This is a genomic window from Streptomyces sp. NPDC048248 (assembly GCF_043201875.1).
Taxonomy (GTDB): domain Bacteria; phylum Actinomycetota; class Actinomycetes; order Streptomycetales; family Streptomycetaceae; genus Streptomyces.
On sequence record NZ_JBICZL010000007.1, the window covers coordinates 285,104 to 306,292 of the forward strand.

Below are 21,189 nucleotides of genomic sequence, written 5' to 3' on the forward strand. Positions count from 1 at the left end.
GCGAACCAGTGACCCAGGGACACCGGCCGGGCGCTGCACGCGATCGGCCTCACAGGTCCCACCAGTCACCTGCACAACGCCACCACAGAGGTGGACCCCGTTACCGGGCTATGACACAGCCTGCTTGACGGTCGCTGTCAGCGCACAAGTAAGTTCACCGTGAACCGAGTTTCTACTATGCACCGGCGTCCCTTCGCCGGAGGAGGACGCACCATGGGTTCCCACGCCCGCCCCAACCGGATACACCGCACCGGAGTCCGGATCGCGATGGTCGCACTTGTCGGTGCCGCCCTGCCGATCACCGCCGGCGGCCTCGCCGAGGCGGCCACTCCCGGTGGCACGCACTCCGCGGACGACCACGGCCGGCAGAGCAGCGAGGCCACCACGACAGCCAGGGCCGCGGACGGACAGGACCAGGCCGCTCCCCAGATCAATGCCGACCACGCCTTCCTGCTGGACGCCCGCGACGGCACCCAGGAGCGGGAGCTGTGGGGTGGGGCCAAGGCGGACGAGAGCGTGTCGATGGCCAGCACCACCAAGATCATGACCGCCCTGGTGGTGCTCAAGCACCCGGAGTGGCTCAACCGGCAGATCACGGTGAAGCAGGAGTACCGGGACTACGTCCAGAAGGTCGGCGGCAGCACCGCCGACCTCCAGACCGGCGACAAGCTGACCGTCGAGCAAATGCTGCACGCCATGCTGATCCCGTCCGGCGACGATGCCGCCATGGCCCTGGCCGACAACTTCGGCTCCGGGGACACCGTGGACGCGCGGATCGCCGACTTCGTGAACCAGATGAACGCCGAGGCGCAGCAGCTGGGCCTGGCCGGTACACACTTCGACAGCTTCGACGGCATCTCGAACGGCAACAACCACAGCACCGCCCGCGACCTGGCCAAGCTCGGTCAGCGCGCCATGCTGCAGCCGGTGTTCGCCGACGTCGTGAAGAAGAAGCAGTTCAAGGCCGAGGCTCCGGCGGCCAACGGCCACATCCGGTACTACACCTGGGACAACACCAACAAGCTGCTGAGCAGCTACGACGGTGCCCTGGGCATCAAGACGGGCAGCGGCCCGGAGGCGGGCTACGCCCTCGTCTTCGCCGCTGAGCGGGACAACCGGACCCTGGTCGGCGCGATCCTCAAGGACGACCAGGGACGCTTCGACGACGCAACCAAGATGCTCGACTGGGGCTTCGCCCACTGAACAGGCGGGCCCCCGGCCGGAACTGAGTGGGCACCGAACACACCGCGTGCGGCGTCGCCAGTCCCTGAACCGTCCCCCCGGCAGCGCTAGCAGCGCAGCCACGCTGCCGGGGAAGGTTGGGAGTGGATGGTCTGTCGGCAGCGTGACCGGGGGCCAGCACTGCGACTTCAAAGGGCACGACGGTCTACTCAGCGCTGGATCACAGCGGCGCCCGGAGCATGCGGCCTGAACGCGAGGCAGATTCCCTGGCCCTGGCCCTCCGGGCGGCGCGGGCGCGGCTCCGGCGGGTTCGTAGGAACGAACGTGCGCCGAGTGCAGGGAACGCGATCACTCCAACGAGGCTCGGGAGCAGAGTCGGTTCGTCGGCACCCGGGTGCAGCACGAGTGCCAGCAGCTGGGCAGCGGCCAGTGCTGCCAGGCCGAGGTAGATCCAGCCTGCCCAGGTGGGGCCCTCGGGTTCTGTGCGGGCCGGGATCGGCGCACTGGCACTGTGGTGGACCATTGCCCTCGTGTACCCCACGACGTCCAGTTCATGACGATCGGCGCCAGGGATGATGGCGCGCTTGGCGCAAAACCGGCCCAGTGCTGAGCGTGGCCGGCGCCGAATTGGCGAGCTGGAGAAGTACGAGAACAGCCATCGGCTCTGTGGCGTCCGGGACCCAAGGGCATCATCGCTTCACGCCCGTACGGACAACTTGGGCGGACGGCCCTTCGGCAGCCGGCTCAGGAGCACACGGCCCGGTCATCGCCCAGCCCGGTGGTCCTCCGAGTTGCCAGTCGAGCGGCGCCTCCGAGACGTCCAAGGACGCGTGGGACGCGTTCACAAGCTGCCGCTGACCTGCGGTGATCTCCTCCTGGACCGCCCGCAGGTCCTCGCACGTGGGGGGCCTTCGGGGAGCGGGCGACCAGTTCCGCGAGGGGCCCCACCGCGCCGAAGGTCTGCGTGAGGATGTCGCCGCGCTGCTCCACCAGGAGCTCCTGGTCTCGCAGTGACCTGCCCTGCGCACTCACGCTGGTCAGCAGTGCAGCAGTGCAGCAGTGCAGCAACGCGACGGGCCGCCGTCCGCACATGACGGCGGCCCGTCGGTCCTCTCCTGCCCCAGCCTGGTTCAGGAGGCTGCCGCGGCCTTCCTGATGCGGGGAACGAAGATCTGGGCAAGGGTGTGTGCGGTTGCCGGGTCCATGGGGGCTGCCCTCCCCTTCCAGCCAGACCTGCGCGATCACCGTGCCCAGGCGCATGGTGAGGTCGAGGCCGTCGAGACCGCCGGCGTTGCGGTGGTACGCGTGGCTGGTGACGCCGGTGACGGGACGCACGTTTGCCTTCGTGTACCTGGCTGACCAGGGCTTCCTTGCTGCACGCAGCTTGGGCCGCCTTCTGGTCAGCGAAGGTATCAATGTTGAAGACCGCGGTCTCGCCGGCTGACTCGAAGTGCGCTGACCCGTCGCGATGGCAGTGCAGTCCCAGTGTGCATCCGGACCGCACTCCGACGGGGAGTCGAGCTGTTCCTCGACATACGCACGGGCGTTCTCCAGCGTCCACCCGTCCATCGAGGCAGGGTCGGGGAACGCCGACTGAATCTTCCCGCGTCGCTGTGCGCACCGTTTCCACAAGCGGTGGCGAAGACCGCCTTAGGCTCAGCGGACAGCCACGCAATGGGCTGTCGGATCGTCAACTTACGCTGCGAAACGCCTAGTTGGCGATCAAAGGATTCCCCCAGCGGACGTGATCTCCGCTGCCGGCCCGCCCGATGTCCATCCCTGTCGACGTGTCGACCGGGATCGCAGTTCATCAAGACCTCAACCGCCTCGCTGAGCGATGAGGAGCCGAGCGTAGCCTGCCTACCTCCGAGATTGTGCGCCCCCGGATGCGCAGGGCCACTCAGGGGAACTCGCCACCCACCGGCGCCAGATACCTGAACCGATGGGCAGGTGCGGCCACCATGCCTTCATGACGCCTGCCCGGACCCCCACGTCGCCCTGCGGCCCCCGGCGAGACGCCGCGCACGCCCCGCCGCCGGAAGAACTGCGCCGAGAGGCCAGGTGCGTCGCGACCATGCCCGGCGGCTGGTTCGAGGTGACTCGTCGCTGTTGCTGGTGCAGCTCATGGGCGAACATTTCGGCACTGCGCACGGACTGGGAATGCACCGGATGCCGCACTTGGCACGGGGCGACGGAATGCCTCACTGCGGAGGGCCTTCCGGTCGAGGGGCTGACCTCCCAGGGTTGGGGTGACCTCGGCGGGGTCCCGGACGCTCGGTCGTAGAACGCCTCCAGCTTCTTCGCCCCCCTGGACGTGGTCAGCGACGACGCGGGGTAAGACCTTGTCCGCGGCAGCCTCCGAGCGCGGAAGCGTGCCAGCTGTCTGCGGGCTCGGCGTACGGCGTACGGCGTACGGCGAGGATGGCCCGATACTCTGCAAACCGTGATCAACCCAAATGCGAGCATGGAAGATGCCGATGTCGCGATAGCTGCGGCGTATGCCGGCGCAGAGGCCGTGCGTTCAAAGTACGGGCAGCGGGTCACCCGCATCGAAAAGGCTGCCGGGGACTTCGCTACTGATGCGGATGTGGCGGCTGAGGCGGCGATTCTCCGCGTCATCCGTGCTGTGCGGCCTGATGATGCGGTGCACGGCGAGGAGGGTGGGCAGCAGGGGGCCGCTGACGCGACGCGCCAGTGGTTGGTGGACCCGATGTGCGGCACGCTCAACTACGCCGTCGGCAACATGCTGGTTGCCGTCAATGTGGCACTGCGCAACGGACCGGCCGCGGTGGCCGATCCGTTCAGCGGCGAGGTCTTCTTCACCGACGGTGCGACCGCCACGGTGCGGCGCAACGGGTGCGACACGCAGCTGGTGCCGACAGCTGCCACCCAGTTGGTGGATGTGAACCTGGACCCGCCCTTTCCGAGCGCTCCTGGATTCCGCGCGGTGGACCTGCTCGCTCACCCCGAGTTCGCCCAACGGTTTCGCCCGCGGGTTGTCTCCACGACGCTGGCGCTGGCATGGGTCGCGGCCGGCAAGCGTGCTGCCTATGTCACCGACGGCGGTGACCTGGCCGAGAGCGTGCATTTCGCCGCCGGCATCGCTCTGTGCAAGGCGGCCGGCTGTGTCGTCACCGGTGTTGACGGCGCCCCGATCGGGCAAGCAGGCCGTGGACTCCTAGTGGCTGCGGACGCCGAGACCCACGGTCTGCTGCTGTCGATGACTCGCGGTCGAGGCCAGGGCCGGCACCTCGTAGGTCCCATCCCGTAGCGCAGGACATTGGTGAGATGTCGAGGTCGATCAGAATCGGGAGCACTCGTCACACGCTCTCAGGGTGGCTCACATCAGGGCCGAGGGATCCACTGGACGATCGTCCAGCCCTTCAGCCGCTCCCTCCCGCAGTTCCTCGTCGCGAACCCGGCTGTACGAGGAATTGTCGATGGAGTCCCGCCGCTACCTGGCGGCGTATGTGCTGTTCAATCAGGCCGTCGCCGATCACCTCGGGCTGCACCCCACGGACGTCCAGTGCCTGAGCCTGCTGACGGCCCGGCCCGAGCCGCTCACCGTCAAGCAGGTCGCCGACATGACCGGCCTGACCACAGGCTCGGCGACACGGTTGGTGGACCGGCTCGAAAAGGGCGGCTACGTGGCCCGCACACCCGACCAGCAGGACCGCCGCCGAGTGCTGGTCACGCCGGTCCCGGAACGCATCGCCCGTGTCAACGCAGTGTGGGCCGACCTCGGTCCGGCCTGGCAGGAGCTTCTCGACGACCACACCGAGGAGGAGCTCGAAGTGATCGCCCGTCACATGCGACGGGCACACGACCTGAGCCACGCGCAGATGCGGCACCTGCGATCCCGGCCGAAGCCGGACTGAGTACGACTTCAGCAGCTAGGAGCTGTCCGGACGATCATGCGGCCGGCGAGGCTGCTCCTCCTCGCCCAGCCGGTCCCAGCGGACCCCGCCCGATCCGCAGCTCATCGATTCGAGCTGATGCCGTCACGTGACCGAGGTCTACGCCTTGCAGGCGAGCAGCTGGACCTCTTGGAACTGCCGCCGGTCGGTGGGCTTCGGCTCGATCACCGTGCGGGATGCCTCGGCCAATCCGTGGTCGCGCAGGAGCGCGGCGAGGCGGTCGGGGGACCAGCGGTAGGCCGTTGTCACCGCATGGTCGTAGGCCTGCGTCTCGTGGTGGGGGCCGTCGGTGGCGGGGAAGTCGATCAAAAGGTGCCCGCAGGGAGCCAGGATCCGGGCGATCTCGGCCAAGATGGCGGGCACGTCCTGCGGCGGGGTATGGATGACGGACCACCGCGAGAGGACCCCGCCCAGCGCGCCGTCCGCGATGTCCAGCGCGGCCATCGAGCCGACCTCGAAGCGAAGTTCGGGGTTCGCCTCGCGAGCGAGCTCGACCATCGCGGGGGAGGCGTCGACCCCGAAGGCATTCAGGCCCAACCCGTGCAAGTGAGCTGTGACATACCCCGGCCCACAGCCGAGGTCTGCGACCTCGCCGTCACCGTTGGCCCGCACAAGCTCAGCGAAGGCGCTCAGGAGGGCGCGCTCCAGGGGACGGTCGCGCAGGGAGTCGTTGAACAGTTCCGCGTAGGTGGGTGCGATGGCGTCGTAGGACTCACGGGTGGCACGCAAAGTCTGAAGTTCGGTCACCCCGAAGACCGTAGTCGGTGGAGGATGCATGCGCTTCAAGAACGTCTGACGGAGGCCCTTGCGGCCGACTACAGGCGGAGCCGGCGGAGCCAAATGACGAGGGGAGTTGCGGTGACGGTACCGAGGGCCATGTAGCCGCATTTGTTGTAGCGGCTGGCCACGGCCCGGTGGGTTTGAGCCTGATGGTGGCCTGTTCGGCGAGGTTGCGCCCTTGCGGCGGCCCTCGTGGCCCTCATCGAAGCCCGTTGGCCGCCCTCCTTGTGTTCCCTTGCGCAGGCGGGCGGTCCGAGCGGCCGGCCTTCTCCGGGACCGTGTGCCGAATGCCTCGATGTCGCAGGTACGCGCAGCAAGGGGGCTACTGGAGACCCTGTCCGTGGCCGGGCTGTCTGGCTGGCTTGCGGACCCCCCGGGGCCCAGTCGGACAGACCCGCCCTGCCGGGTGGAGTCCGCCCGCTGCCCAGGACTGACGATCATGGATAGCGGGCGGCGCTTCCCGCCGGCGCTCAGACCAGGGTGGAGATGCAGAACGGGTGGCCTGCAGGGTCCAGCAGGACGCGCCACCGGCTGGGGTCCGGCTGGAATTCGGGTTTGACGGCGCCCAGGGCGATGAGTCGGGCCTGGGCGGCGTCCAAGTCATCGACTCCCAAGTCGATATGGGCCTGCTTTTCCTGGGATGGTGCAGGCCAGGTGGGGCGGCGGTAGTCGGTGAGGCGGTTGAACCCCAGTCCGGCCGTGCCCTCTTGGCCGAGCAGGACGAAGTGGTCAGTGGAGTAGACGATGGGCAGGCCGAGAGCCTCGCCGTAGAAGCGGGCCAGTTCGGCGGGGTCCGGGCAGTCGAAGGTGACGGCCGCGTAGCGGAACGTGGGCGCGGAAGTGTTTGCCGTACTCATGGAGCAGACGCTATGGCGGAACGAGGACAGGTTCGGTCCTGATTACCTGGAGCCCTCAGAATGTGATCAGTGCATCCGCCAGCCTGCTGCGATTGGTCTCCTTGCCGGCCGTTCGACCTTGGTGGACCTGCGGTGAACTGTTCGACCGGACAGCAGCGATGCGACCGAGCGCACAGTTCGGCGGGACATCAGCGCCTGCCGGTACCCCGGCTAGGCCGTCGAGTTCGACCACGGCCTGCGGGGCGGCCATCGCCTACTCGCCGGAGCCCGGGCCGATGGCGCAGAAGCACTCCCGGTGGCTGGCGGGCTGAGCGAAGCCGTACTCGGCGGCGCCTTTGGCGATGACCAGGCCGCGCTGTCGGCATTGAAACTGCGGCAGGTTCTACTGAGACGGATCGGGGACCGGCCGGGCGACGGGGCGGGCGGTACCGCGCGGAGCAGGCTGAGCTGAGAGTGCGGGGGGACCCAGTTGTGAGCGCAGCCGTTTGCAGCCCCGGCTCGCCCCCTTTCTCCGGGCCGCAGCCAACTGCCTCCGTCCTTGTGCGGCAGCGGTGTTGGAGGAAACGGGCGACGTTACGATGCACTGCCCCGGCGCGCCGACCGCGTTGTGGTCCAGTGCGGCGTGCAGACGCGCGCCCGATCGATGTGGAAGGCCCGTGATGGACCCCTTGCTTCCCGACGACCCGCAATCCCTCGGGGCGTATCGCCTGTTGGGCCGGATCGGTGCCGGCGGCATGGGCAGGGTGTATCTGGCCCGGTCCACGGGAGGACGCACGGTCGCGGTCAAGGTGGTCAGGCCGGATCTGGCGCAGGACGTGGCGTTCCGCGGCCGGTTCCGGCAGGAGGTCGAGATAGCGAGGGCGGTATCCGGCCGTTACACGGCTCCGGTGGTCGATGCCGACACCGAGGCCGCCCTTCCCTGGCTGGCCACCGCCTTCGTCCTCGGGCCGTCACTGACCGAAGTGGTCGACGGGCACGGCGCGTTGCCGGAACACAGCGTGCGCGCGCTGGGCGCGGGGCTGGCGGCGGCGCTGACCGAGATCCATGCCGTGGGTCTGGTGCACCGCGATCTCAAGCCGTCCAATGTGCTGCTGGCGGCCGACGGCCCCCGGGTGATCGACTTCGGTATCGCACGTGCCGTCGACGGCGACCGGATGACGCAGACCGGCGTCGTCGTCGGGTCACCCGGCTACATCCCGCCGGAGCAGGCGCTCGGCCAACCGGTCGGCACCGCGGGGGACATCTTCGCGCTCGGCGCGGTGCTCGCCTATGCCGCCACCGGGCATACGGCGTACGGCGACACCACACCGGCCGCCGTGCTCTACCAGGTGGTACACGGCGAGCCGGATCTCAGTGGTGTGCCGGCTCATCTGCTCGACCTCGTCCGGTCCTGCCTCGACCGGGACCCCTCCCAACGACCCACTCCCGCCCGGGTGCTGGAAGCGCTGGCCCCGGAGGGGACGGGCGTCGTCTTCGCCAACTGGCTCCCGGGCGCCGTCGCTTCGACCATCGCCACCCACGCCGCGCGCATCCTGGACCTGGAAACACCGGAGCACGGCACACCGGCCCCCAGCGCATCGGCCCCCGGCACACCGGCGCCGGGCACACCGGCTTCGGGTGTCGGCGCACCGGCCCAGGGCTCCGGTGAGCAGAACGGGACTGCTTCGGCCGAGTTCGGGCCCGCACCGACCTATGTGCTGCACGGGACGCCGGCACCGACTACCGGCCGGCCGGGCCAACCAGGCCACCCGACCCCGCAGTCCGGCCAGTACGGTCAGCAGGGGCAGGGGCAGGGGCAGGGGCAGACCGGCCACGGTGCGTGGGCACCCACTGCCGTGGACACTCCCGCGACAGCCTCGACGGGGGTGAGTGGCGCTCCCGCCTCCCCCTCCCGCCGGAAGTTCCTCGGGCTGATGGCGGGCGGCGCGGTAGGGGTCGTGGCCGTCGGCGGCGCCGGGGTCTGGGCGCTCGGCGGCAACGACAAGGGCAAGGGGGCGGGCGGCGCGAACGGCGCGGGTAAGGCGCCGGGCGGGGGAGCTGGGGAGCGGTTCACCACCCCACCCCCGGGCACCGCCCCGCAGGTGCTGTGGCATCGCACCGCGCAGACGGACAGCCTCAACACCGGCCAGCCGCTGCTCGCCCACAACGGACTGCTGATCATCAGCGGCGACCCGTTGGTCGCCCGGCACGCCGCCACGGGAAGGGCGAAGTGGACCCGTAAGGGTGTCGCACCGGCCGGCGCCCCGCTGATTTTCGCAGCCGGCAAGCTCTTCCTCGTCAGCACGGAATACGACGGTGATGTCATCGGCCTCGACCCGAATACCGGCAAGGAGGCATGGCGCAGCAGGCTCGCCGGCAAGCTGAACGCCGAGCGCATCCTCGCCGCGGACGAGGACCGGATCTATGTCGTCGCCTCGGTGCGCACCGAGGACACCACCGTCCATCTCACGGCCATCGCCGCCATCAACATCCGCACCCGCAAGGTCGAATGGCAGAAGCCGCGGGACAAGGGCACCCACGACTACGACCTCGAAGGCGTCGTGGCGGCCGGCCGGCTCGTCTACACCGACGGCCGCAAGAACGTCACGGTGCGCGACGCCGCGGACGGCCGTCAGCTGTGGACGCAGAAGATCGGCGACGACATCGCCTGGCGTCCCGCCGTGCACGCCAAGCGGGTTTTCCTCGGCGGTGAGCGGCTGCGGTCGGTGCATATCGACACCGGTAAGCCCGACTGGTCGCTGTCCACCGGTGGGCGGCGCGATTTCACTCAGCCCATGGTCGTCGACGGGGTGCTGTACGTCTCGGACCACAGCGCCGGGGTGTGGGCCGTGGACCCGGTGCGCGGCAAGAAGATCTGGCTCTGCGAGGAAGTCGGCGCGCGCCGGGCCCCCACGGAGTTCGTCAAGGTCGGCGACAGCCTCTACGGAGCGTCCTACGACGACATCGGCGGGATCTTCGCACTGGACCCGAAGACCGGCAAGGCCCGTTGGAACTACAACGACAACACCGGGAGCATGGAGGAGTGGCACGTCGTCGCCTCCGGCCGACGTCTGCTGGCCACCCACGGCGACGAGATCTACGGCCTACCGGCGGTGTAGGCACCGGGGCCGGGCCGTACGTCCCTCGACAGTGCGTTTCCGGGGCGTACGGCCCTCGTGTGTCCCGTCGCGCACCAACGCAGCACCGTTTCCCCAGACCGCCCCGTGCCCGGCCCCCCTGGAGCGTCCTGGCGACGCACGTCCCTGGGCAACTGTTCAGCGAAAAAGGTAGTCATGAAAGGGAACGCTGCAGAGCCCAACTCCAGTCCATCGCCGAGACGGTAAGGACGGCGTTGCCCGTGCCGAGATGCATCGCCGCATCATCGGGATCGTCCTCTGATACCTGCTTCGTCCTCAGCGCGGCGCACCGCACCGGGTCCGGGCGCGGCGCAGCTCTGCTCACCTGGCGGGTGTTACATGCGGCTCTGGAACCAGCCCACGGCCAGGGAGCTGAGGCCGCTGCCATTCCTTGCGACTGGCCATGCGCGCCTCAGCCGCCGCTCCCCTGGGGCGTGGCGTCGGGCCCGGTTGCGCGCAGTCCCTCGATGAGCAGCGTCAGTCCGAATTCGAAGTGGGCCGTGAAATCCATGCTGGTGAACACCGGCAACGCGGCTGCGAGATGGGGGTGCCCCTCCGGTGTCACCGCGGCGCGCAACCGGTCGGGGTCTGCCGGCCCGTCGCCCACGACCTGACCGGCGGCCTGCTCCTCCAGGGTGTGGCCGATGGTGAAGTGGACGAGCGTGAGGGCGGCACGGGCCGCGTCGCCGGAGGTGAAGCCGGCCTCCCGCAGCACGCCGATGAGGGTGTCGGCGAAGCTGAGCGTGTGGCTTCCGATGGAGTGCGTACCAGCGTAGACGCGGGCACCGTCACGGCGGCCCAGGAGCGCCGTACGCATCCGGCGGGCCAGTTCGGCCAGGCGCTCGCTCCAGTCCGGGGACGAGAGCGGCCGGTCGAGGCAGTCGGCCAGCAGGGCCTCGGCCATCGCGGTGAGCAACTCGTGCTTGGTCGCGAAGTAGCGGTACAGGGCACCGGCCCGCACGTCCATGGCCTCGGCCAGTCGCCGCATGGTGAGCGCATCGAGCCCGACCTCGTCCAGCAGCGCCAAAGCGGCCTCGACGGTGCGCGCCTGGTCGAGCTTCGGGGGGCGGCCCCGTGTCGTTGCGGCGGCACGGGGGCCGGGGGAGTGGGGGGTTGACGCGGGACTCATGGACCTCATTATAGTGAACAGCGTTCACGTGAACATCGTTCATTAAATCGTGAGCGGTAACACGACCGGAGGCCACTCATGAATGCCGTCAGGGATGTCGTCGCCGATGCCGGTGCCCGGCCGGACAACGAGGCCGAAGTGATCGTGGTGGGCGCGGGCCCGACCGGACTGCTGCTCGGTGCCGAACTGGCGCTGGGTGGCGTGCGGGTACAGATCATCGAACGGCGCGCCGCCGCGCAGCGGGATTCACGAGCGCTGACACTGCACCCGCGCAGTACCGAGTTGATGGACCAACGGGGCCTGGTGGAACGGTTCCTGGCCCGCGGACGCCCCGTACCGGGGTGGCACTTCGCGGGACTGGACACCCCCCTGGACTTCAGCGTGCTGGACACCCGGCACGGCTACACGCTGTTCCTCGCTCAGGCACGCACCGAGCAGCTGCTGGAGGAGCGCGCGAGGGAACTCGGTGTCGCGATCCGGCGCGGACACGAGGTCGTCGGGCTGCGCCAGGACGCCGGGGGCGACGGGGCGGGCGATGGGAGCTCCGGCGCGGACCGTGTCGAGGTGGACGTCCGCGGGCCCGACGGCGTCGTGGAGACCGTACGCGCACGGTTTGTCGTCGGGTGCGACGGCGGGCGGAGCGTGGTGCGGCGGGCCGCCGGGATCGGCTTTCCCGGAACCGACGAGACGCTGAGCGGTGCGCTGGGCGATTTCACGACCGTCGACCCGGCGGCCCTCGACCGCGCGCGGGCCCACGGCGTACTGGCCGTACCACTGGAGCCGGACGGTGCGGGCTCGGATGATCCGGCAGCGGGCGGGACGGGCGGCCTCACCCGGATCGTCCTCCTCGATCCACAGCGGATGCGGACACCGGCCACCGAGCCGTTGACGCTCGACGAGTTCCGGGCCTCCTTGCTGCGGATTTGCGGAACCGACTGCGGGGTGGCGGGGGCGCGCTGGCTCTCGCGGTTCGGCAATGCCACCCGTCTCGCGGCCCGTTACCGCTCCGGGCGCGTCCTGTTGGCGGGAGACGCCGCCCATATCCATTTCCCGGCGGCAGGTCAGGGCCTGAACACCGGACTCCAGGACGCGATGAACCTGGGTTGGAAGCTCGCCGCCGAGATCAACGGCTGGGCGCCACCGGGCTTGCTCGACAGCTATCACGCCGAGCGGCATCCGGCCGGACAGGCGGTCACGGAGAACACCGAGGTCCAGACGCTGCTGATGGAGCTGACCCTGCTGCCCTCCTATCAGCGGCCGGCCGCCGCGCTGCGCAAGCTGATAGCCGGGCTGTTGGGCATCGAGGAGGTCAACCGCCGGCTGGCCGGGCTGGTTTCCGCACTCGACATCGAGTATCCGCCCGCCGACGACGGGGCACACCCGTTGGTGGGGCGGCGGATGCCCGATATCGGGCTCACGGCGGCCGGATCGGCGGCGGTCCGAGTCCACGAACTCCTGTCGCATGGCCGGTTCGTCCTGCTGGACCTCGCTGGGGACGACGACGAGTTGAAGCGGGTCGTCGACCAGGGTTGGGGGCGCCGGGTGGCCGCCTTCACCGTCACCGGGCACGACTCCCGCACCGACCTCGACGGGGTGCGGGAAATCCTCGTCCGCCCCGACGGTCATGTCGCCTGGGCCACCCGCACCACGGCCGTGCAGACCCGCCGCGCCGAACGGGCCCATGCACTCGCCGGCTGGGCAGGACTCCCACAGGGGGAGTGAGCCGCGAGGCAAACGTGTCCTCCGAAGACGTCACCCTCCCAGCGGCGTTTAGCTAGGCGGGCCGCCGAAGAGCCGTGCAGCGTGGTGAGCGTTCGTGAACGCCAGAAAAGGCGTCGCCCGAAAGGCGTACGTACGCCCCACACCGAAGGGACTGAGCATGAAGCGCATAGCCCACGCCCTGATCATCGTCGGCGTCACCACGGCACTGGCCGTCCCGGCCGCCGGCGTCGCCGCCGCGACGCCCGCCGCTCCGGCCGCGCAGCAGGCTGCGAGCAGGGATCACCATCACCACCATCACCACGACCACGGTCTCCTGGACCTGGATCTGGGCTTGGGGCTCCTCTGACGGTTCGGCTTGTGCGGTGGCCGCTGCGTATCCGCCCGCGGCCACCGCGCTGGACGACCCGCTGGTTGTCGAGCCTGAGCTGAGCTGGTGCGGAGCTGTCACGGGAGAGCGCTGGATCCGCCGGGCCGCCTCATTCGACGCCGCTCCTGCCCCCTGACGAGCCAGCTCGACGCCGAAGCTCTGGTCCAACGCCGACCGGCGATTCAGAGAACCGGCTGCTTCCGGCGGCCTGGTCAGACTTCGCCGGTGACGACCCCTGGAAGACCACTCTTACGCTTCGCCGGACTGCGCTGCGACTGCAGAAGGCCCGGCGAAGCATGGCGCCCTCGTCCTGGACGAAGCGTGATCGCCGGAGCCGCGGGCGATGGGCAGCCGGAGAGGGCGCAGCCGGTAAAAGGCCGAGGCTAGCGGCGGAATGGGTGCGGTGGCCTCGTTCTCGGAGTGGCACCAGCTCGGCCGCGAAGATCGCCCGGCAGCGCGGGCGGTTCAGGCGTGGGCGGTGCGGCGGCGGTCGGGGGTGAGGAGATAGGCGATGGCCATGTCGCTGAGTTCGTCCGCGTACCGACTTTGGGCCTCCGCACCTACGGCGGGATCGGGGCGCACGGAGTTGTGGAAGCAGGCGCCCAGGACGGCGCGGGCCACGGTGTCCAGTGCCGTCTGCGGGTTGGAGCGCCGGATCTGATCGGCGTAGGGGGCTGCCGCTTCAAGCAGGAGTCGGTGGATTTCGGTGATGGTGCGGGCCCCGCGGTCCAGGGACCTGGCTCCCCGCGCGCGCAGCAGCTCGGGAAAGAGGTTGCTGCTGTCGGCGAAGGACTGCAGCAGGGCGTGCGCGTAGGCGTCCATGACGCCGGAGAGCGACGGCTCGGCCGAGCGCAGTTGCTCGGCCACGTACTCCTCGCGCCGTTCCAGCATCCGCTCGGTCAGGGCGGTGATCAGCTGTTCTTTGTCGTCGAAGCGGCGGTAGATCGTGCCGACCGAGACGCCGGCGCGTCCGGCGACGCCGGTGATCGTCATCTCCTCCAGACCTGACGAGGAGGCGATTTCCTCGGCCGCCCGCAGTACGCGAGCCAGTGTCGCGGCGCTGCGCGCCTGCCGGGGCTCCCGGTAGGGCGCTGGACGGTCTGGCTCCTCGGTCATGCCCCGCATGGTATCGGCGGCGGTCTGATCAGGTTCTTTTGACAAGTGGCGCCCTCTGCGTAACCTCGTAACGCGAATGTAAATTCACATTCACATTCTACGGAGGTACGACCATGACCGACAACCAGACCTCCCCGCCCGTGACCGTGACCCTCGAATCAGGGCCCACCGGAGCTGGGAGCATCGACGACTTCGAGCTGTTCCACGCCCGCCGAGCCCTGGACCGCTTCAGGGCTCGGCTGGGACGCCAGGGCCTGCTCGACCTCCTCGCCCCGGACATCGAGAAGGGCAACGCCTTCCTGCGTGAGAGCGCGCTCGCCTCCGACGGCAGCTTCAAGGCAGGGACGACAGTGCTCGCGACGCGCGGTCTCACGTCAGGCGCCTTCCTGGCCTAGATGGACAAAGCCTTCGCCGGCGACGAGAGCGCACTCCTCGCGGCACACCCTGAGCACTACGTGATGGCCCCCGGGGTCGACGGTTCGTTCAACGTGGTGGAGAACATCGGCCCCCACGTCTGCTCCTTCTACATGGGCGGCTGGGGAACGGATGCGATGGACTGGGCCGCGGACGCGGACGAACTCCTCCCGGAGCCCGCGTTTCCGCACAAGATGTCCTCCAACCTCTTCCTGGTCGACGGCACCGTCGTCGGGCGTGCGCTGACCCAGTTCGGTGACACCGCGGACGGTTTCACCGCACACCTGACGGTCTACGTGCCCACCACGTGCTCGCAGGACGTCCAGGAGCACCATCTGCGGCACTACGCCGTCGAGTTCAGGAACTGGATCACCGCCGCCGCGGCAGCCCGAGCTTGAGGTCTTCGGCCGGATGCCGGAACAGCGCAGTGGAGGCACGGGGAACGCCGAGCCTGCATGCCCGCCGTCAGGCAGTCCTTGGGCCGCGTCCTGCATGGCCAGTTGGCTGTTGTGCTGGGCATGGGGAGCGGGCGTTGGGAATGGATCGTTCCGGATGGGCTGTGGGACCTTGCCAGGCCGTTGTTGCCGCCGGCTCGGGTGCGGCCGCAGGGCGGTGGAGTCGCGAACAGCGATGAGTGAGGCGGTGTTCCCCGCAATCATCTATGTACTCGTCAGCGGCCGCGCCTGGCGAGCGCTGCCACCGTGTTTCGGGGCGTCGAAGTCGACCGTGCATCGCCGTTTTGTTATCCGGTCCCGTGCGAGGCTCTGGGGCCGGCGGCATCAGAAGGTTTACCAACTGCTGGACGAACGCGACCTCGTCGGCCTCTCCCGGGCGGTCCTCGTCTCCGCCCACGTCCGCGCCAAGAAAAGGGGTGAACTTGCAGGTCCGAGCCCCGCGCATCGCCCGCAAAGGCACCTACTCCAGCGAACGACTCGGCCGTCGAAGGTGGGGCATCGGGCGACCATGTCCTCGCTGAGCCGGCCATCGCCGACTCGACCACCGCTAATGAGCGGGAACCAGGCAACTACCTGGCCTGTCTCGGACTGGCAGCCGCACTCTGCTGCTACAAGCGACTCCTCGAACTGACCGTGCAGGAAACGGTCTAACACATACAAGTGTGGCCACTTTGCCTCTCGACAGGGTTCCAAGTGATCAAATATGGGCATGGCCTGTTCGTTGACGTCCGGTTTCGACTCAGGAGGTATGCAGTGCCACAGGCCGTGCTGCGAATTGCCACGTCTCGTCCCCGAGTTGAAGGGGGCAGGCGCCGCAGTTCCGTGCCGGTGTGGGTCCGGTTATGTGCCATCCGCGCATCCCGGCACTAGCCGCCCTGTGCACGAACCGCCTTCAGGCCGACAGCCACAGACCACGGCGTGTCGGCTGCTTTCACGACCGGAGAAGATCAATGGAGCATGACCTTGTCATTGAGGCTGCCGTCGGCTCAGCGTTCGAGCCGGCTCAGGTGCCGCTGTACTACACGAGGAAGACCTCCGACATCCTCCACAAGTACGGGCCGGGGCCCAGAGTTCACTTCCACATGGGGCTTTTCGGCGCCGGCGCCGCTCCTAACACCACCGTAGGCCAGCGCGTTATCCGACAGCGCATTGTCGACTCCCAGGAGGCCGTGCTCGACCATGCGGCCGCACTGTGGAGGGTGCCCGAAAATCCGCCCGCGTCCATGCTCGACATCGGGTGTGGCCTGGGTGGTGGTTCCATCTACTGGGCCCAGGAGTACGGTGCCGCGGTCACCGGACTGACGGTGACCGCCGACCACATACCCGTCATGACTGAATTCGTACGGCAGGCGGGAGTAGCCGATTTGGTGACCCCAGCCCTCGGGGACCTGCACGACCTCCAGGACGAGCGGCTGTACGACGCCGCCGTCGCGATCGAGAGCTCCGGATACATGGACCGTGAGCGGCTCTTCGCCGTGGTCGCCAAGGCCCTCAAGCCCGGTGGCTGGTTCGGCATCCAAGAGCACTTCGTGTGCCGCCCGGAGTGGACCGAGTTCATCGACGGCTATTACAAGACCCGACTGGGGACGCTGAGCGAGTACATCGCCGCCGCCCGTGCGGCGGGCTTCGAGCTCGAAGAGGACGAGGACATCACCGATGGCGTCGCCGAGTTCTGGGTACAGAGCATGGCCTGGAGCACGGCGGAGCTGGAGCAGGCGGAGCGCAGCGGCTCGCCGTCCCCGATAGCGCGCGACCGGCTGACGGAATCGGCGCTCACCCATGGGAAGCTGTTCCGCATCTGGCGCGATCACGCGATCGAGACGCGGCTGCTCCTCTTCCGCCTCGGGGGCCGCTGAGCCATGGCTGATACGACTACCCGGCCCTCACGCATCGGGTGGCGGCTGCCGCCTTTCTACTGCCCGTTCAACGCGGGCCTCCTCCATCCGAAGGCGGACGAGCTTGAGAAGCGCGCCATCAACTGGATCGACGCCTTCGGCCTCTACCCGGACGAGACCGAGCGCGCCTGGGGCCTGGCCACCCACAGCGCCGACTTCAGCTGCCGCATCATTCCCGACGGCGCCGTGGAACCGCTGCTGCTGTTCATCGAGTGGAACTACTGGGCGAACGCCGTCGACGACTGGCACGATTCAGGGTCCGTCGGCACCCGGACCTCGGGCATCGTCGATCACGCGGCCCGACTGATCCGCTCACTCGAAGCGCCCGGCTCCACGCTCCTGGGGCCCGACCCGCTCACCACCGCGCTCGACGATCTCGTGGCCCGCACACGCGCCATGCTGACCCCGTTCCAGCTGCGGCGCTTCACCGAGGGGACACGGGACTGGCTGTTCGGCGCCACCTGGCAGACCGCCAATGCCGAACGCGGCACGATGCCGACCCTCAACGACTTCGCCGCGATGCGGATGTCCGTCAACGGCACCCGGTTCACCCTCACCTGGTGCGACGCCGCCAACGGCATCGACGTCCCGGCCGACGTGCTGTACTCGGCACCGGTGCAGGCCCTCACCGATGCCGCCGGCTTCATCGTGAGCTGCGACAACGACCTCTTTTCGTACAACAAGGAGGACCACCAGGACCCGTGGGAGCAGAACCTCATCAATGTCGTGGCTCAGACTCACGACTGCTCCCCGGGGGAGGCGATCCAGGCTTCGGTGGCCATACGGGACCGTGTGATGACGCTGTTCGTCCGGCTGCGCGCACAGCTCGCGCGCAAGGCGGATGAGCCGTTGCGACGCTATCTCGATTCGCTGGAGCGCTACATCGCCGGCAGCATCGCCTGGCAGAACCTGGCCCCCCGCTACGCAAGTCCTCGAAACCGCAATGAACTCCCGGTAAAGGGGGCGACGTACGGCATCACGTGGCGGGACACCCCATCAGATCCCACCACAGAGCCCCTGCCCATCAGCTCCATCGCCTGGTGGTGGGAGCAACTCGAAGGCTGACCGCGGCACACCGGCCAGTCGCCCCCGCGCACCCGCCCCCTGACAGGGCGGGTGCGCGGCAAAGCGAGCCTGCCGACAGTGGTGGCACGCGCCGTCAGCCGCGCAACAGGCGGGAGAAGAAGGACGTGGGCTTGCCCTCCCTCGCCCCCTCGACTCCCGTCGGCACGGCCTCCGAGTCCGGCTCGGCGCGGCGCTGGGGTGGCAGCGACGCGCCCTTCCTCGGGCTGCTCTTGGCGGTCGACCGTGCCGTGAATTCCACCGGCAGCGCCGTCAAATGACGTGACATCAGCGAGGACGTCCAGCGCAGATCCCCTTCAGAACAGGACAACGTGAGGTCGGGAAGGCGTGCCAGCAGAATCTCGATTCCAGTGTCCGCGATGGCGCGACCGATATCCTGACCTGGGCAGTCATGAGGCCCTCCGCCGAAGGCGAGGTGCGAGCGGTTGCCATGGAGGGGGATGGCAAGATCGGGCCGGATTGCCGGGTCGACATTGCCGGCCGCCAGGCCGAGCAGCAGCATGTCACCGGCCTTGATGCGATACCCCGCCAGGTCGGTGTCGCTGGTTGCCCAGCGGCCGAGGATGGTGGTGAGCGGCGGCTCGTCCCAGAGAATCTGGTCCAGGGCGTCAGGCAGCGTCATGTGACCGCCGGAGAGGCTGTTACGGAAGCGGTTGTCGGTCAGCACCAGACGCAGTGTGTTGGCGATCAGGTTTGCGGTCTTCTCGAACGCGCCGATCAAGACCAGCCGCAAGTGCTCGATGATCTCGGCATCGGTGAGTCTCGCGGGGTCCTCGATCAGGAACGTCGCCAGATCATGGCCGGGGGTGGTCCGTTTGCGCTCCACGAGCTGCTCCAGCGCCACGGTGATGTAGCTGTTGCTGGCGACTGCCGTGTCCGTGCCCTGAAGCATGTCGCGGGCGGCCTCAACCAGCTTGGGCCCGTATGACTCCGGCATCCCAACAAGACGCGTCATGACGAGCATCGGCAGATACGTAGCGAAGTCACTCACAAGGTCGGCCTGGCCGACCCCTTCAAACCGATCGATGAGCGCATGGGCCTGGCGGCTCACATGGTGGCGGATCCCCCGGCGGTCGAAGCGGCCGGTGGCGGTGGTCACCGCTCCGCGCAGCCGCTTGTGGTCACCCCCGTCGACGAAATTGCACACGGGCTGCCAGGCGGCGACCGGCGTGAGCGGGTGGTCCGGCGGGACGTTGCCCTCCTTCATGTCGCCCCAGAGGCGGGAGTCACGGGAGAACAGCGAGGGATTATGGGCGACGTGGAGGTTCTCCGCGTGCCCCAGCACCAGCCAAGCCGGGAGGTCCCCGTGGACGAGGACGGGGGCCACCGGGCCGTGTTCGGCGCGCAGCTTCTCATACAGGCCCATCGGGTCGGCTTCGGCCTCGAGACCGTAAAGCCTGCGCAGGCCGCCGGGACTGGAACCGTGCGCCGGGCATCCCGGAGGCGGGGTAGGGGTTGTGCTCACGAAAGCTCCTAATTCACTCAGAACGGTCCCGGCTGCACCGGACATGTCAGTCGAACTGTTCGATGGGGAACGCGACACCTTGAGGACTCCGATCGAATGACGCCTTACCTAAGAGCAGCGTGCGGTCCTGCCCAGGGCTGTTAAGTCACGGCACAGACGTGCAGATGCCGCATCAGGGTCATCAGCACGTCACGGCTGGAGGAGCGCAGAAGTGCATCGCAGTCGATGAAACGCACCAGGGCAGGCCAAGAGCTCCCCGCAGCGGCGAAAATCAGCACTACAGCAGCGACAGCCGGCGCGGCCGTCACAGCGGCGGGCAGTATCCATACCAAAGCCGAGGCAGAAGGCGAGCCCCAGCTGACGATCCGTTTCGAACCACCAGCACCCTCAAAACGTCGAAACTCCTAGGACGACACCGGACATGCAGTGCTGACGGAAGTCCCTGCCGCAGAAGTCACCTGCGGTAACCGTCGCAACACACTGCACCGTAAGTAGCATAATCAGTTCGACTCGCGTGCAGGCGCCAAGCCCGGGTGCTCAATGCCGCCGCACCGGTCGCCTCGTACCTGACCGTGGGGCACTCCGCGCCGGCCACCACCCCTCGATGCGGTCACCACCGAGTAGGCGAGATCGTGGTGGTCACCGACCCTCTCCCTTCCCACGGCAGCCGCTGAACCTGAGTCTCAACCTCCGCTGCCCGAGGGCCAGGTGTGCGCTCGGGGATGCGTGAGACTGGCGTGGGGTGAAGAGGTCGGCATCCGGTCGGCGTTGGGCCTTTCCTCTTCGTCGAGTGACGGCGAGGGGCATGGGGGAGGGGAAGTGCGCTCCGGGCGAGCGCGGAGAGTGGCCGCCGACGGGGGTGACAGATGCCTTTCGGAGGGTCAATTCCTGGGCCACGGACGACCGGGTGTGGGGCTGTCGTCGTCGCGGCCTTCGGCCCGCCCTCGGTGCTGATCGGCAATGCCGACCTCTCCTGGGGAAAGACACTTGGCTACCTCACCGATGCCCCTGCCTGTGTGCTGGTGTTCTTCCATCTCTGGAGCGACACCGACCCCGGCGCGGAACCTTCCTGGCCACCGCTTCATGAGCAGACACTGCTCCTGGCGGTCCGCCACGGTGACAGACGTTTTGCCGCAAGCTTCACCTTCATCCCCGAGGGCGGCGCCGCCGGCCAAGACCGAGAGTTGCTCCTCCTGGAGATCGTTGATCGTGGGGGCCCGGGCTGGTGACAGCTCATGTGGAGTTCGCGATGTCCTGGACCATGCAGGACGGGTCTTGGTGACGTCCTCGTAGCTCGGGTGGATCTCGAACAGGCCCGGGGCAAGGTGGGTTGCCGGGTGCTTGCTCGGCGTCTCGGGAGGCAGCCGGATCAGCCCGGGGCCGCCGCCCCGGGTGTCGGGCCGACCCGGCATCGGCTGGATCCTGGACGTAGTAGCGGTGGCCGCTTTGATTGACGTCAGTTTGCCGAGTGCAGGCGACTCACCGCGTTGATGGGCTGCAACTTAAAGAACGATCATTTTGTTTTTGGGGAGGTTGGGTGCCGGCGCGGTCGGCGTCTACCCAGGAGTAGAGGCTGGAAGCGGGTAACTCGTGGCTGTAATGGATCATTTGCCCCAAATCTTCCTGAGCGGTACGGGCTGTAAGCTCTCACTTCGCGCAGTAACATAAAGAACGTTTCATTAATGCGAAGG

16 protein-coding genes and 2 pseudogenes are annotated in these 21,189 nt (G+C 68.4%); 12 read left to right on the plus strand and 6 right to left on the minus strand.

The window, feature by feature from the left end:
• The first annotated feature begins 213 nt into the window (after window positions 1–213).
• From ACGFZW_RS17145 to ACGFZW_RS17155, 3 genes are all read left to right on the plus strand, one after another.
• Window positions 214–1,203, plus strand: coding sequence for a D-alanyl-D-alanine carboxypeptidase family protein (locus ACGFZW_RS17145; protein WP_393893936.1), 990 nt, complete (start codon window positions 214–216; stop codon window positions 1,201–1,203).
• Between the two features lie 2,443 nt (window positions 1,204–3,646).
• The gene (locus ACGFZW_RS17150; protein WP_393894115.1) at window positions 3,647–4,453 is read left to right on the plus strand and encodes an inositol monophosphatase family protein; all 807 of its coding nucleotides are present in this window, start codon (window positions 3,647–3,649) and stop codon (window positions 4,451–4,453) included.
• A 169-nt stretch (window positions 4,454–4,622) separates the two neighbouring features.
• On the plus strand, window positions 4,623–5,060 hold the full coding sequence (locus tag ACGFZW_RS17155; protein ID WP_393893937.1) for a MarR family winged helix-turn-helix transcriptional regulator: 438 nt from the start codon (window positions 4,623–4,625) through the stop codon (window positions 5,058–5,060).
• A 138-nt stretch (window positions 5,061–5,198) separates the two neighbouring features.
• On the opposite strand, the gene ACGFZW_RS17160 is transcribed toward ACGFZW_RS17155, so the two are convergent.
• Together ACGFZW_RS17160 and ACGFZW_RS17165 are read right to left on the minus strand one after the other, a co-directional pair.
• Window positions 5,199–5,846, minus strand: a complete 648-nt coding sequence (locus ACGFZW_RS17160) for a class I SAM-dependent DNA methyltransferase (protein WP_393893938.1) — start codon at window positions 5,844–5,846, stop codon at window positions 5,199–5,201.
• Between the two features lie 503 nt (window positions 5,847–6,349).
• Complete coding sequence (locus ACGFZW_RS17165) at window positions 6,350–6,736, minus strand: VOC family protein (RefSeq protein ID WP_393893939.1); 387 nt, start codon at window positions 6,734–6,736, stop codon at window positions 6,350–6,352.
• Between the two features lie 659 nt (window positions 6,737–7,395).
• On the opposite strand from ACGFZW_RS17165, the gene ACGFZW_RS17170 reads away from it, so the two are divergent.
• Entirely contained in the window at window positions 7,396–9,834 is a 2,439-nt protein-coding gene (locus ACGFZW_RS17170; protein ID WP_393893940.1) for a PQQ-binding-like beta-propeller repeat protein, read from the plus strand.
• A gap of 430 nt (window positions 9,835–10,264) precedes the next feature.
• On the opposite strand, the gene ACGFZW_RS17175 is transcribed toward ACGFZW_RS17170, so the two are convergent.
• Entirely contained in the window at window positions 10,265–10,981 is a 717-nt protein-coding gene (locus ACGFZW_RS17175) for a TetR/AcrR family transcriptional regulator (protein WP_393893941.1), read from the minus strand.
• 78 nt (window positions 10,982–11,059) lie between these two features.
• Here ACGFZW_RS17175 and ACGFZW_RS17180 point away from each other — a divergent pair, with 78 nt between their 5' ends.
• Window positions 11,060–12,703 (plus strand): FAD-dependent monooxygenase, encoded by a 1,644-nt coding sequence (locus ACGFZW_RS17180; protein ID WP_393893942.1) that lies wholly within the window; start codon window positions 11,060–11,062, stop codon window positions 12,701–12,703.
• Between the two features lie 157 nt (window positions 12,704–12,860).
• Window positions 12,861–13,049, plus strand: a complete 189-nt coding sequence (locus ACGFZW_RS17185) for a hypothetical protein (protein WP_393893943.1) — start codon at window positions 12,861–12,863, stop codon at window positions 13,047–13,049.
• A 486-nt stretch (window positions 13,050–13,535) separates the two neighbouring features.
• Here the strand turns inward: ACGFZW_RS17185 and ACGFZW_RS17190 are convergent, their stop codons facing one another.
• Entirely contained in the window at window positions 13,536–14,186 is a 651-nt protein-coding gene (locus ACGFZW_RS17190) for a TetR/AcrR family transcriptional regulator (RefSeq protein WP_393893944.1), read from the minus strand.
• Between the two features lie 113 nt (window positions 14,187–14,299).
• On the opposite strand from ACGFZW_RS17190, the gene ACGFZW_RS17195 reads away from it, so the two are divergent.
• The 5 genes and pseudogenes from ACGFZW_RS17195 (at window position 14,300) to ACGFZW_RS17215 (ending at window position 18,015) form a co-directional block, all read left to right on the plus strand.
• Complete coding sequence (locus ACGFZW_RS17195) at window positions 14,300–14,581, plus strand: hypothetical protein (RefSeq protein ID WP_393893945.1); 282 nt, start codon at window positions 14,300–14,302, stop codon at window positions 14,579–14,581.
• The gene (locus ACGFZW_RS17200; RefSeq protein WP_393893946.1) at window positions 14,582–14,998 is read left to right on the plus strand and encodes a hypothetical protein; all 417 of its coding nucleotides are present in this window, start codon (window positions 14,582–14,584) and stop codon (window positions 14,996–14,998) included. It abuts the gene before it with no gap.
• A gap of 120 nt (window positions 14,999–15,118) precedes the next feature.
• A pseudogene (locus tag ACGFZW_RS17205) lies at window positions 15,119–15,706 on the plus strand (transposase).
• Window positions 15,707–16,005: 299 nt separating this feature from the next.
• Window positions 16,006–16,911 carry an SAM-dependent methyltransferase gene (locus ACGFZW_RS17210; protein WP_393893947.1) on the plus strand — a complete coding sequence of 302 codons (906 nt, stop codon included), beginning with the start codon at window positions 16,006–16,008 and terminating at the stop codon, window positions 16,909–16,911.
• Between the two features lie 3 nt (window positions 16,912–16,914).
• Entirely contained in the window at window positions 16,915–18,015 is a 1,101-nt protein-coding gene (locus tag ACGFZW_RS17215; protein WP_393893948.1) for a hypothetical protein, read from the plus strand.
• 94 nt (window positions 18,016–18,109) lie between these two features.
• Here the strand turns inward: ACGFZW_RS17215 and ACGFZW_RS17220 are convergent, their stop codons facing one another.
• Window positions 18,110–19,498 carry a cytochrome P450 gene (locus ACGFZW_RS17220; protein ID WP_393893949.1) on the minus strand — a complete coding sequence of 463 codons (1,389 nt, stop codon included), beginning with the start codon at window positions 19,496–19,498 and terminating at the stop codon, window positions 18,110–18,112.
• A gap of 140 nt (window positions 19,499–19,638) precedes the next feature.
• Window positions 19,639–19,743: pseudogene (locus tag ACGFZW_RS17225) on the minus strand (ATP-binding protein); the annotation flags it as partial.
• A 702-nt stretch (window positions 19,744–20,445) separates the two neighbouring features.
• Here ACGFZW_RS17225 and ACGFZW_RS17230 point away from each other — a divergent pair.
• Window positions 20,446–20,727, plus strand: a complete 282-nt coding sequence (locus tag ACGFZW_RS17230) for a hypothetical protein (protein ID WP_393893950.1) — start codon at window positions 20,446–20,448, stop codon at window positions 20,725–20,727.
• The last annotated feature ends 462 nt before the right edge of the window (window positions 20,728–21,189 follow it).

Excerpts from the sequence above, each read along its gene's own strand:
- ACGFZW_RS17145 (WP_393893936.1), top strand. The coding sequence starts at position 214 with ATGGGTTCCCACGCCCGCCCCAACCGGATACACCGCACCGGAGTCCGG.
- ACGFZW_RS17150 (WP_393894115.1), top strand. The coding sequence starts at position 3,647 with ATGGAAGATGCCGATGTCGCGATAGCTGCGGCGTATGCCGGCGCAGAG.
- ACGFZW_RS17155 (WP_393893937.1), top strand. The coding sequence starts at position 4,623 with ATGGAGTCCCGCCGCTACCTGGCGGCGTATGTGCTGTTCAATCAGGCC.
- ACGFZW_RS17165 (WP_393893939.1), bottom strand. The coding sequence starts at position 6,736 with ATGAGTACGGCAAACACTTCCGCGCCCACGTTCCGCTACGCGGCCGTC.
- ACGFZW_RS17170 (WP_393893940.1), top strand. The coding sequence starts at position 7,396 with ATGGACCCCTTGCTTCCCGACGACCCGCAATCCCTCGGGGCGTATCGC.
- ACGFZW_RS17175 (WP_393893941.1), bottom strand. The coding sequence starts at position 10,981 with ATGAGTCCCGCGTCAACCCCCCACTCCCCCGGCCCCCGTGCCGCCGCA.
- ACGFZW_RS17180 (WP_393893942.1), top strand. The coding sequence starts at position 11,060 with ATGAATGCCGTCAGGGATGTCGTCGCCGATGCCGGTGCCCGGCCGGAC.
- ACGFZW_RS17185 (WP_393893943.1), top strand. The coding sequence starts at position 12,861 with ATGAAGCGCATAGCCCACGCCCTGATCATCGTCGGCGTCACCACGGCA.
- ACGFZW_RS17190 (WP_393893944.1), bottom strand. The coding sequence starts at position 14,186 with ATGACCGAGGAGCCAGACCGTCCAGCGCCCTACCGGGAGCCCCGGCAG.
- ACGFZW_RS17195 (WP_393893945.1), top strand. The coding sequence starts at position 14,300 with ATGACCGACAACCAGACCTCCCCGCCCGTGACCGTGACCCTCGAATCA.
- ACGFZW_RS17200 (WP_393893946.1), top strand. The coding sequence starts at position 14,582 with ATGGACAAAGCCTTCGCCGGCGACGAGAGCGCACTCCTCGCGGCACAC.
- ACGFZW_RS17210 (WP_393893947.1), top strand. The coding sequence starts at position 16,006 with ATGGAGCATGACCTTGTCATTGAGGCTGCCGTCGGCTCAGCGTTCGAG.
- ACGFZW_RS17215 (WP_393893948.1), top strand. The coding sequence starts at position 16,915 with ATGGCTGATACGACTACCCGGCCCTCACGCATCGGGTGGCGGCTGCCG.